This window comes from Enterobacter sp. BIDMC 30 (genome assembly GCF_000534355.1).
Classification (GTDB): Bacteria; Pseudomonadota; Gammaproteobacteria; order Enterobacterales; family Enterobacteriaceae; genus Enterobacter; species Enterobacter ludwigii.
Genome location: NZ_KI973169.1, coordinates 3,206,445 through 3,217,705 on the forward strand (window position 1 = coordinate 3,206,445; position 11,261 = coordinate 3,217,705).

The 11,261-nt window shown below is 54.6% G+C and carries 10 protein-coding genes and 1 tRNA gene; 4 read left to right on the plus strand and 7 right to left on the minus strand.

Annotated elements, in window-relative coordinates:
• Positions 1-241: 241 nt before the first annotated feature.
• Positions 242-1,147 carry a LysR family transcriptional regulator gene (locus tag L466_RS07185; RefSeq protein ID WP_032681271.1) on the minus strand — a complete coding sequence of 302 codons (906 nt, stop codon included), beginning with the start codon at positions 1,145-1,147 and terminating at the stop codon, positions 242-244.
• A gap of 109 nt (positions 1,148-1,256) precedes the next feature.
• Here L466_RS07185 and L466_RS07180 point away from each other — a divergent pair, with 109 nt between their 5' ends.
• The 3 genes from L466_RS07180 (at position 1,257) to L466_RS07170 (ending at position 3,050) form a co-directional block, all read left to right on the plus strand.
• Complete coding sequence (locus tag L466_RS07180) at positions 1,257-2,117, plus strand: pirin family protein (RefSeq protein WP_032681272.1); 861 nt, start codon at positions 1,257-1,259, stop codon at positions 2,115-2,117.
• 20 nt (positions 2,118-2,137) lie between these two features.
• On the plus strand, positions 2,138-2,815 hold the full coding sequence (locus tag L466_RS07175; RefSeq protein ID WP_032677857.1) for an isochorismatase family protein: 678 nt from the start codon (positions 2,138-2,140) through the stop codon (positions 2,813-2,815).
• 147 nt (positions 2,816-2,962) lie between these two features.
• Positions 2,963-3,050: transfer RNA gene (locus tag L466_RS07170), tRNA-Ser, on the plus strand.
• 116 nt (positions 3,051-3,166) lie between these two features.
• On the opposite strand, the gene phoH is transcribed toward L466_RS07170, so the two are convergent.
• The 4 genes from phoH to efeU form a co-directional block, all read right to left on the minus strand.
• Positions 3,167-3,955: a phosphate starvation-inducible protein PhoH gene (phoH, locus tag L466_RS07165; RefSeq protein ID WP_024908976.1), complete on the minus strand. Its 789-nt coding sequence runs from the start codon at positions 3,953-3,955 to the stop codon at positions 3,167-3,169.
• 499 nt (positions 3,956-4,454) lie between these two features.
• Positions 4,455-5,738 carry an iron uptake transporter deferrochelatase/peroxidase subunit gene (gene efeB, locus L466_RS07160; RefSeq protein WP_032681273.1) on the minus strand — a complete coding sequence of 428 codons (1,284 nt, stop codon included), beginning with the start codon at positions 5,736-5,738 and terminating at the stop codon, positions 4,455-4,457.
• 5 nt (positions 5,739-5,743) lie between these two features.
• Entirely contained in the window at positions 5,744-6,871 is a 1,128-nt protein-coding gene (gene efeO / locus L466_RS07155; protein WP_032681274.1) for an iron uptake system protein EfeO, read from the minus strand.
• Between the two features lie 42 nt (positions 6,872-6,913).
• On the minus strand, positions 6,914-7,747 hold the full coding sequence (efeU, locus tag L466_RS07150; RefSeq protein WP_032681275.1) for an iron uptake transporter permease EfeU: 834 nt from the start codon (positions 7,745-7,747) through the stop codon (positions 6,914-6,916).
• Positions 7,748-7,998: 251 nt separating this feature from the next.
• Here efeU and L466_RS07145 point away from each other — a divergent pair, with 251 nt between their 5' ends.
• Positions 7,999-9,183 (plus strand): NupC/NupG family nucleoside CNT transporter, encoded by a 1,185-nt coding sequence (locus L466_RS07145; RefSeq protein WP_014169507.1) that lies wholly within the window; start codon positions 7,999-8,001, stop codon positions 9,181-9,183.
• Between the two features lie 32 nt (positions 9,184-9,215).
• On the opposite strand, the gene L466_RS07140 is transcribed toward L466_RS07145, so the two are convergent.
• Both L466_RS07140 and putP read right to left on the minus strand, forming a co-directional pair.
• Positions 9,216-9,635, minus strand: coding sequence for a DUF3574 domain-containing protein (locus L466_RS07140; protein WP_014169506.1), 420 nt, complete (start codon positions 9,633-9,635; stop codon positions 9,216-9,218).
• Between the two features lie 115 nt (positions 9,636-9,750).
• Complete coding sequence (gene putP, locus L466_RS07135) at positions 9,751-11,259, minus strand: sodium/proline symporter PutP (RefSeq protein ID WP_020884712.1); 1,509 nt, start codon at positions 11,257-11,259, stop codon at positions 9,751-9,753.
• Positions 11,260-11,261: the final 2 nt, after the last annotated feature.

Genomic DNA, 11,261 nt, shown 5'->3' on the forward strand with positions numbered 1-11,261 from the left:
GGGGGATGAGAATCCCCGACCGGGGTTCGACAACGGGCGACAGCCAGTTGGACAGACTGAGCGCGCAGCGAACAGGCTGCCCGCAGGGCGAGCAAAGCGAGTCAATCCCCCCTCACCGACATATTTAAGATGAGAGCTCGAACGAAAGTACGGGCTTTTTTCTTTTATATTCTCCGCCCGCGCAGCATGAGACCTTGTGTGGTGTAAGATCCTCACCCTCGCTCCAGGGGAGAGGGAAAGATTAATCTTCCACCATCCGCTCATACTCTTCGGTAAGAAAATCCACCAGTGCCCTGACAGACGGGAGTAACCCGCGTCTTGAAGGATACACAGCATGAATCACCTCACGTCGTGGCTCCCAGGCATCAAGTACGCGAATGAGGTCCCCTGACGCAAGCTGATCTTTCACCATCAATATCGGCAACTGCACCACGCCGATACCCGCTATAGCCGCTTCACGCAGCGCCAGCATATCGGTAGTGATCAGGCGAGGATGGTAATGGATTTCCGCCTTCGCCCCTTCGGGACCGCTCAGTTCCCATTTATGGATGTGTTTACCCTCGTTCGTGCTTAATCCAGGCCAGGCACTGAGTTCAGAGGGCACCAACGGTTTACCCATCCGCTGAATCAACGCCGGTCCAGCGACCAGGCAATGTCCCCGGTCCGCCAGTACCCTTAACACCAGATCGCTGTCATCGAACGGACGCGGGCGCACACGGATCGCGACATCAATCCCCTCCCCCACCAGGTCTACCCGCCGGTTGGTTGCCTCAAGCTGCAGCGCGATCCCTGGATAGCGCGCCATAAATCTCGCCAGCATCGGGCCAACATGGACATGCAACAATGTTATCGGGCAGGTGATCCTGACAATACCGCGCGGCTCAGCCTGTAACGCGGCCACCGCCTCCTCAGCAGCTTCTGCTTCCACCATCATTGCTTTACAGTGCTGATAGAAGGTCTGGCCAACTTCTGTCACCGTAAACTGCCGCGTTGTGCGATGTATTAACCGCACGCCAAGCCGCTCTTCCAGCTGAGCTATCCGGCGGCTTAGCCGGGACTTCGGCAAATCGAGCGCACGCCCCGCTGCAGCAAAACCACCGTAGTCGACCACCTTCACAAACCAGACGAAGTCATTGAGATCCTGCATAAATCCTCATCGTTCTATTTTTAGAACAGTGAATGCCATTTTCACTATCTACCGGGATATTAACGCTGAATATAAGCTAATTACATCAACAACGCTTCAGGAGTTCATCATGAAAAACGTAACAGGCGTGTATACCGCTCCCCGTCAACACTGGGTTGGTGATGGTTTCCCGGTACGTTCAATGTTTTCTTACCAGACGCACGGCGAGCCGCTCAGCCCGTTTTTACTGCTGGACTATGCCGGGCCATACACGTTCCCGGCGGATGGGGCAAAGCGCGGCGTCGGCGAGCATCCGCACCGGGGTTTCGAAACGGTCACCCTCGTCTATTCCGGCGAAGTTGAACATCGCGATTCCACCGGCAGAGGCGGCGTAATAGGCCCCGGGGACGTGCAATGGATGACGGCGGGCGCTGGCATTTTGCACGAGGAGTTCCACTCCAGCGCGTTCGCGCAGAAAGGCGGTGAACTGAAAATGATGCAGCTGTGGGTCAACCTGCCAGCCAAAGACAAAATGGCGACGCCGGGCTACCAGAGCATCACTAAGGCGGATATCCCTGTGGTCACACTGCCGGATAACAGCGGCTCGCTGCGGGTTATCGCAGGTCGCTACGAGGATGTTGCTGGCCCCGCACACACCTTTTCGCCGCTAAACGTCTGGGACATCGCGCTCAATCAGGGTAGCCATCTCACGCTCAGTCAGCCGGAGGGCTGGAGCACGGCGCTGGTTGTGATGGAAGGCACCATTACGGTGAACGGAACAGCCCAGGCAGGCGAGGCACAGCTGGTTGTATTAAGCCAGCAAGGCGACACACTCCATCTGGAAGCGAGCCTCGATGCCAAAGTCCTGCTGATGGCCGGCGAGCCGCTGAATGAACCCATCGTGGGCTATGGGCCGTTTGTGATGAACAGTAAAACCGAAATCGCGGAAGCCATTCGTGATTTCAACTCCGGCCGCTTCGGCCAGTTCTGATGGTAATAAAGGAGAAGAAGATGTCTGCACCTGCAAATTTTAACGGCTCACGCCCGGTTATTGATGTAAACGATGCGGTGATGTTGCTTATCGATCACCAGAGCGGACTTTTCCAGACCGTGGGGGATATGCCAATGCCAGAGTTGCGCGCACGTGCTGCGGCGCTGGCAAAAATCGCTACCCTGGCGAAGATCCCGGTGATCACCACCGCTTCTGTTCCACAGGGACCGAATGGCCCCCTTATCCCGGAGATCCACACTAATGCGCCACATGCGCAATACGTTCCACGTAAAGGTGAGATCAACGCCTGGGATAACCCGGAGTTTGTGGCTGCGGTGAAAGCCACCGGGCGCAAAACGTTGATCATCGCCGGCACCATCACCAGCGTCTGCATGGCGTTTCCCTCTATTAGCGCAGTCGCGGAGGGTTATAAAGTGTTTGCGGTTATTGATGCCTCCGGCACCTACAGCAAAATGGCTCAGGAGATCACCCTGGCGCGCGTGGTCCAGGCCGGGGTGGTACCAATGGATACCGCGGCGGTTGCCTCTGAGATCCAGCGGACATGGAACCGGGAAGATGCAGCCGAGTGGGCTGAAGTGTATACCCATATCTTCCCTGCCTATCAGCTGCTGATCGAAAGCTATACCAGAGCACAAGAGGTGGTCAAAAACAGCGAAGTGCTCGATTCACAGCGTTAATCACCGGCTCCACGGTCAAAATGACGTGGAGCTGATTATTGCTTAACCGAACAAGCACTAAAGCAGAAAATCTGCTTGACCGTTTTAGCGCAACTCCCTATAGTAGCGCCCCGTTGCCCCCCAAGCGGTCAGGCAGCAAAACAATATGGTGAGGTGTCCGAGTGGCTGAAGGAGCACGCCTGGAAAGTGTGTATACGGCAACGTATCGGGGGTTCGAATCCCCCCCTCACCGCCATATTCAAGATGAGAGCTCGTACGAAAGTACGGGCTTTTTTCTTTTATATTCCCCGGACAGGACGCCCGCACAAAAAACAAAGCCCGGTTTCCCGGGCCTTGAACACAACGGCTAACTCAATAGTACGCTTGCAGCGTGCGCTGGCAGAGCGCTGAACGCACGCAGTCTTCTTTCGTGAAGCGTACCACCCCAATCATCTCATCTTCCTCAAAACGTGACATGGCGTCGCTCAGTCCGGACTTCACGCCCGACGGCAGATCGCACTGGGTAATATCACCATTGACGATGACCGTCACGTTTTCCCCGAGGCGCGTTAAAAACATCTTCATTTGCGCTGCGGTCACGTTCTGAGCCTCGTCAAGAATGACGACCGCATTTTCAAATGTACGTCCGCGCATATAAGCGAACGGCGCGATTTCCACCTTGCCAATCTCTGGTCGCAGACAGTACTGCATAAAGGATGCTCCCAGACGTTTCACCAGCACGTCATAGACGGGCCTGAAGTAAGGGGCAAACTTCTCTGAAATATCTCCGGGCAAGAAGCCAAGATCTTCATCAGCCTGCAGTACCGGACGGGTGACAATAATTCTCTCCACGTCTTTATGGATCAGCGCCTCTGCCGCTTTGGCTGCACTGATCCACGTTTTCCCGCATCCGGCTTCGCCGGTTGCAAAGATGAGCTGTTTACTCTCGATAGCATTCAGGTAGTGCGCCTGAGCCTCATTGCGCGCCACAATTGGAGAATTATCACGGCTGTCTCGGGCCATGCCAATTGCTTCTACGCCACTCATCTGCACAAGCGAGGTGACCGATTCTTCTTCACGCTGTTTATGGCTACGTGAATCCCGTCTCAGCACACGTTTTGCTTCGCGACGAGCTTTGATCACTGCTTTTTGTCTTCCCATGGATAGCACCTTGAGTTGTTGGTATTCATCACACGTGCCAGTTTCAGCACGATTATGCGCACGAACATCAGAGGGTTGGCTTCCTTGTAAGCCATTGCTTGCTTTACCGGATGACGCAACAGAACGGCTACGCGCACCATTCTGCACGTCGGTCGAAAGAGATTCTTGAGTTGAAGGGGATAATTTTGTGGTGAGGAAATCGCTGCCGGAGTCTGAGCCTCCGCGCCGGGTGCTGCGGGTGTTGTGTTTACCATGTCCAGTACAGGACGCAACCATTCGCGATCTCCATAGTGATTCAGCATCACTGCCGGGAACTACCGCTGTCTTATCTTAAGTACATCAGGAGTTATCATAAATGCAACATTTATTTTACCTGAACGTAACTTTAAGACTGTCCCTACAGTGGAAATCAGTCTCATACAGGAATATTACAGAAATATAACAGCAGGACAGGCATATGAAAAAATAATGTCCCCGCGAATTATCGCAGGGACAATTATCAGGCTTCAATCAACCCTTGAGCGAGATAGGCGTTGCGATCGCGTGCGCCAGGCAGGACAAAGAAATAACCGCCGCCGATGGGTTTAATGTACTCTTCCAGCGCTTCCCCGTTTAAGCGTTTCTGTACGGTCAGGAAGCCCTTCTCCAGGTCGTGCTGATAGCAGACAAACAGCAGCCCCATATCGAGCTGGCCGGCGTTGGTTACGCCAAGTGAATAGCTATATCCCCGACGCATCATCAGGCTGGATTGTGTCTCTTTGGTACGCGGATTGGCCAGGCGGATATGGCTGTCCAGTGCGATGACATCGCCATTCGGATCGCTGGCGTAGTCAGGCACATCGTGCTCGTTCTTCATCCCGAGCGGAGCGCCACTCTGTTTATCGCGGCCAAAAATCGTCTGCTGCTCTTTGAGCGGCGTACGGTCCCAGAACTCCACGTGGAACTGAATAATCCGCACCGCCTGATAGCTTCCACCCACAGCCCATGCCGGCTCGCCCTGATCGGCCGTCACCCAGACCACCTCTTTCATGAGCGGGTCATTACGGCTGTCCGGGTTGGCCGTGCCGTCTTTAAAGCCCAGCAGGTTAACCGGCGTCTCTTTCCCTTTGCTGCGGGCGGCATGGTCAGAGATAAACCCTTCCCGCTTCCAGCGAACGCTCAGCAGGTCCGGCGTGTGCTTGATGATGTCGCGCAGCGCGTGGATCACCGTATCCTGGGTGTTGGCGCAAATTTGCAAGAGCAGATCGCCATGGCAGAGAGCAGCATCCAGAGAGTCATTCGGGAAACGCGTCATTTTCTGCAGCGCTTTTGGCTTCTGTTTTGCCAGCCCGTAGCGCGCATCAAACAGCGACTCACCGAGCGAAACGGTTATCGTCAGGTTATCCGGAGCGATAAATGCCCCGAGGATACCGGAATCCATCGGCGGCAGACGCGGGTTAGGCGTGTCCGGCGCCGGACCACCGGCGGTGAGAAACGCGATGCGCGTCGTCAGCAGGCGGAACAAACGCTCAAGATCGGCTTTATCGCTTGCCAGCGAATCAAAAGCCACCAGCATCATGGAGGCCTGCTGTGGCGTCAAAATGCCCGACTGATGCTCGCCATAAAAAGGCTGCGTCTCCATGCGTGCATTGGGTGACAGCGTGCCGGGAGCACTTTGCGGTTTCGCCGCATGCGCCACCGGGCACCCTCCGGCCAGAGCAAGGGCGCCCCCCAGCGCCCCTACTCCTTTTAACAATCGACGACGTGAAGGTTCCACCACGTCGTGTTCATTCTGCTTGTTCATCGTGCTTAATCCAGACCCAGTACGCCACGCAGCAGGGAGAGATCTTCCGCCAGTGTGGTAATCGGGCCTTTCAGCGCGTTACGGTCGGCATCGGTCAGTTTATCGTAGGTTTCAAACCCGTCTTTGGTACGGTACTTCGCCAGAATGGTGTCGACTTTTTTGAAGTTGGCATCCACTTTAGCCAGCAGTTCGCTGTTATCTTTCTGCAGCTGAGGACGCAGCAGATCGACAATTTTCTGCGCGCCATCGACGTTGGCCTGGAAGTCCCACAGGTCGGTGTGGCTGTAACGGTCTTCTTCACCGCTGATTTTACTTGCCGCCACTTCTTCAATCAGACCCGCGGCACCGCCCACCACTTTTGATGGCGGGAAGGCCAGCTCACTGATGCGTTTTTGCAGCTCAAGCACGTCACTGTTCAGCTGATTGGCATATTTATCCATCCCTTTGAGAGTGTTATCGCCAAACAGGGCTTTCTCCAGACGGTGGAAGCCGGTAAATTTCGGGTCGGCGGCTTTTTGCTCAAAATCATCTTCACGGGCATCAATGCTGCCATCCAGGTCAGAGAACAACTCGGCAATCGGCTCAATACGCTCGTAATGCTGACGGGTTGGCGCATACAGGGATTTCGCTTTCGCGATATCGCCCGCTTTTACTGCATCGGTGAAGGCTTTAGTACCGGTAGCCAGGTCCGCCGTCTCTTTGATGACATACGCTTTATAAGCAGTAATCGCATCACCCAGGCTCAACAGGGCCGTGCCTTTTCCGGCATCGGCCGTGGCGTCGCCCTTCACGATAAGCTTGCCTTTAGGGTTCGTCAGCAGCCCGCAGGTCATCTCATATTCACCCGGTTGCAGGTTGGCGGTCATCTTCTGACTAAAGCCCGGCGCGATATTTTCACGCTCTTCCACCACCATGACGCCTTTCAGGATTTCCCACTCCAGCGCCTTCTGGCTGTGGTTCTGAATAATAAACTGGGTTTTGCCGCTGTTAACCGTGATGGTCATTGGCTCGCACTGCTTATCATTGACCGAAACCTTGACCTGCGGAACATCCGCGCCCCAGGCGGAAAATGCTGAAGCGAACAGCGCGGCAAGGCCTGCGCATAACGCACTACGACGGAACTGAATTGCCATGACTCTTCCCTTTAAAAGTATGTTGTAACTAATGCAGTCAGATTACGGCGCAACGCGCGACGTCTGAGTGCCGGTGCGCGGCGGCATGGCAAACAGCACCAGCGCCGGAACCAAATAGATAAAATACATCGCCACTTCGCTGACGCTCGGCGTTTCCTGGTAACCAAAAATACCTTCGAGCAAGGTACCGGTCAGGGAGTGCGTTGAGAGCACGTTACTGAGGTCGAACGCCACTTCCTGGAAGTGATTCCACAGGCCCGCTTCGTGGAAAGCGCGGATCGCCCCCGCCGCCAGCCCAGCGGCCACCAGCAGAATAAACAGGCTGGTCCATTTAAAGAACGCACCCAGGTTAAGACGAATGCCGCCCCAGTAGAGCAGGAATCCCAGCACCACCGCAGTGGCCAGACCCAGCATCGCACCCAGCGGTGGCCAGATCCCCACATCCTGCTGAAATGCCGCCAGCAGGAAGAAAACCGACTCCAGCCCTTCCCGCGCCACGGCGAAAAAGACCATCATGATCAGCGCCCAGCCGTGTTTATTGCCCTTTTGCAGGGCGTTATCCACCGCCTGCTCCAGCTGCACCTTCACGTTGCGGGACACTTTACGCATCCAGAACACCATCCAGGTGAGGATTACCACGGCAATGACGGCCACGATCCCTTCAAACAACTCTTGCTCTTTCTGGGGAAACTCACCGGTGGTTTCATTGATAAGAATGCCAAGGCCCAGACAGAGCGCTGCGGCGAGGAATACCCCAATCCACATGACACCGATCCAGCGTCCACGCTGGGTTCGCTTCAGATAACTGGCGATGAGGCTGACGATGAGGGCCGCTTCGAGACCTTCACGTAACATAATGAGAAATGGAACAAACATGCCGACACCTTAAATGTTTATCGCGGTCAACTGATGCAAAGAAAGGTAAATTCTTGTGATAGTGATTATCATTACGCCAGCAAGAAAAACAAGTGAAATGTGTGTTGTTTTGATGACGAGTTGTAAACACCCAGCCTGGTAATAATTGCTGGCGTTATCGTTAAGTTTATAAGTTATAGCGAAAATGCCCATTTACGGTTAATCAGGGCTATGGCTAAATATCTGCCTCAAAAACCAACTGAAAATTAACCATGTTTAACATTATCCATTTCCTGCTGGCGCTGGTGATTATTCTTGCGCTTGCCTGGCTGGTGAGTTTCGACCGCCGAAAAATTCGCATTCGTTTTGTTTTACAGCTGATTGTCATTGAAATAGCCCTGGCGTTCTTTTTCCTGCATGCCGAAAGCGGGCTGTTCATTATTAAATATGTCTCGGGATTCTTTGAGTCACTGCTGAAATTCGCGGCTGAAGGCACCAATTTCGTCTTTGGCGGGATGGGTGAAAAAGGACTGGCGTTCATTTTCCTCGGCGTACTCTGCCCGATTATTTTTATCTCCGCACTGATTGGTATTCTTCAGCACTGGCGAATTCTGCCGATTTTTATTCGGGTGATCGGGACACTGCTGTCAAAACTGAATGGCATGGGTAAGCTGGAATCGTTCAACGCGGTGAGCTCGCTGATCCTCGGACAGTCTGAAAACTTTATTGCCTACAAGGGTGTACTGGGCGACCTCTCCTCTCGTCGTCTCTTCACCATGGCGGCCACGGCCATGTCGACGGTATCTCTGTCGATTGTCGGTGCTTATATGACCATGCTCGACGCCAAATTTGTCGTTGCCGCACTCATCCTGAACATGTTCAGCACCTTTATTATTCTCTCCATTATCAACCCGGCGCGCCCGGAAGCAGAGCCGGACATCAAGCTTGAAAAGCTGCACGAGTCCCAGAGCTTCTTCGAAATGCTTGGCGAGTATATTCTGGCCGGTTTTAAAGTGGCGATGATTATTCTGGCGATGCTGATTGGCTTTATTGCCCTTATTAGCGCCGTTAACGCCCTCTTCTCCAGCGTATTTGGTATGAGCTTCCAGCAGATCCTGGGCTATGTATTTTACCCGCTGGCATGGCTGGTTGGTATTCCGCTGAGCGACGCGTTGAATGCCGGCAGTATTATGGCAACCAAGCTGGTCGCAAATGAATTTGTGGCAATGATTGAGCTGCAAAAAATTGCGCATCAGATGTCACCACGCGGACTGGGCATTTTGTCCGTTTTCCTGGTGTCGTTCGCTAACTTTGCCTCTATCGGCATTGTGGCCGGGGCGATCAAAGGCCTGAACGAGCAACAGGGGAACGTGGTATCGCGTTTTGGCTTACGTCTGGTGTATGGCGCGACGCTGGTCAGTTTACTGTCCGCCAGCTTTGCAGGACTGGTGCTGTAAGCGATAACGGCGGGTTCTCCCGCCGTTTTTCATTAAAACTGCACGCACACCGGCTGATCGACTCGCATCACCGACTCCTGCGCGAAGCGTGATTTATAAATACCGCGCAACGCTTCAATATTCTTCTCGCTCTGCGCATCTTTACCGTGGATCAGCATAAGCGCCTTGCTCGGTTCACGCGCCACTTTCCCGTCGTTACCCAGCCACTGCCCACGCGCATCAAAGACCGTCAGGCCATCGCGAAAACGCGGCGTCACGTCCTGGTCAACGAACTGCTGCCACTCGCCGGTGGTGATTTGCGCCCCTGCGGGACGGTTTAGCCCGAAATAGAGCGTGGTTTGCTGCATCTGGTTATCCGCTTTGCAGGTCTCCATCGCCGCGTGTTGCGACGGCACACTGCAGCCCGCCAGCATCAATAATGCCGCTGCCATTACCCCTGTTTTGATTGTCATGCTTCGCTATCCTCATTGTTATAAGCACAGCGATATCATCGTAAATTGCGGATTTTGGCAAGAAAAAAGCCGGGTAGCGCGCGCGCTTACCCGGCCTGTCTATCAGCGAAAAAGATTACTCAGCCTGCAGCTTAGACGGCGGTGCAGTGTGATAGTGTGCGTCTGCTTCAGCAAAACGTTTCTGCATTGAGGCAGAAGGCGCTTTACCCAGCAGGCTGAACACCACAATGCCGATACTGCCGAAGATGAAGCCCGGGATAATTTCGTACAGACCGAGCCAGGCGAACTGCTTCCAGACGATAACGGTAAGCGCACCGATAATCATCCCCGCCAGCGCGCCGTTGCGGGTCATGCGCGACCACAGCACCGAGAAGAGCACCACCGGACCAAACGCCGCACCAAAGCCCGCCCACGCGTAGCTCACCAGGCCCAGCACGCGGTTCTCAGGGTTTGCCGCCAGCGCAATGGCAATTAAGGCCACCACCAGCACCATGAAACGCCCCACCCATACCAGCTCTTTCTGGCTCGCATCTTTACGCAGGAACGCTTTGTAGAGGTCTTCGGTGATTGCACTTGAGCAGACCAGCAGCTGGCAGCTCAGGGTGGACATCACGGCCGCCAGGATCGCGGAGAGCAGAATACCGGCAATCCACGGGTTGAACAGAATGCCCGCCAGTTCGATGAACACACGCTCGGCATTCTGGTTTACTGCCCCTGCCTGCGCCGGGTTATTGTTGAAGTAAGCGATGCCGAAGAAGCCAACCGCACAGGCACCCGCCAGGCAGAGGATCATCCACGTCATACTGATACGACGGGCATGAACAATCGTGTGGTGAGAGTCAGCGGCCATGAAGCGCGCCAGAATGTGCGGCTGACCGAAGTAGCCCAGACCCCAGCCCATCAGAGAAACGATGGCGACAAAGTTCAGCCCTTTCAGCATGTCGACATTTTCAATGCTCTTCTGCTTAATCACTTCAAGCGAATCAGCAAAGCCGCCGACGGTGAAGATGACAATGACTGGCGTCAGGATCAGAGCGAAGATCATCAGGCTCGCCTGCACGGTGTCAGTCCAGCTTACGGCCAGGAAACCGCCCACGAAGGTATAGAGAATGGTTGCCGCAGCACCGGCCCACAGCGCCGTTTCATAGCTCATGCCGAAGGTGCTTTCGAAGAGGCGCGCGCCGGCCACAATGCCAGAGGCACAATAGATGGTGAAGAACACGAGGATAACCAGCGCAGAGATAATGCGCAGCACGCGGCTGTTATCTTCAAAGCGTCCGGTGAAGTAATCCGGCAGGGTCAACGCATTGTTGTTGGCTTCGGTATGCACGCGCAGACGGCCCGCAACCAGCTTCCAGTTGATCCATGCCCCGACGGTCAGGCCAATGGCGATCCAGCTTTCAGAAATACCGGAGATGAAAATCGCCCCCGGCAGACCCATCAGCAGCCAGCCGCTCATGTCGGACGCGCCCGCAGAGAGTGCGGTGACCATCGGCCCTAAGCTACGCCCGCCGAGAATGTAGTCGTCAAAGTTCTTTGTTGAACGCCATGCCAAAAACCCTATCAGGATCATGCCAAATATATAAACGAGAAATGTCACCAGCATCGGTGTGCTAATTGCCATTC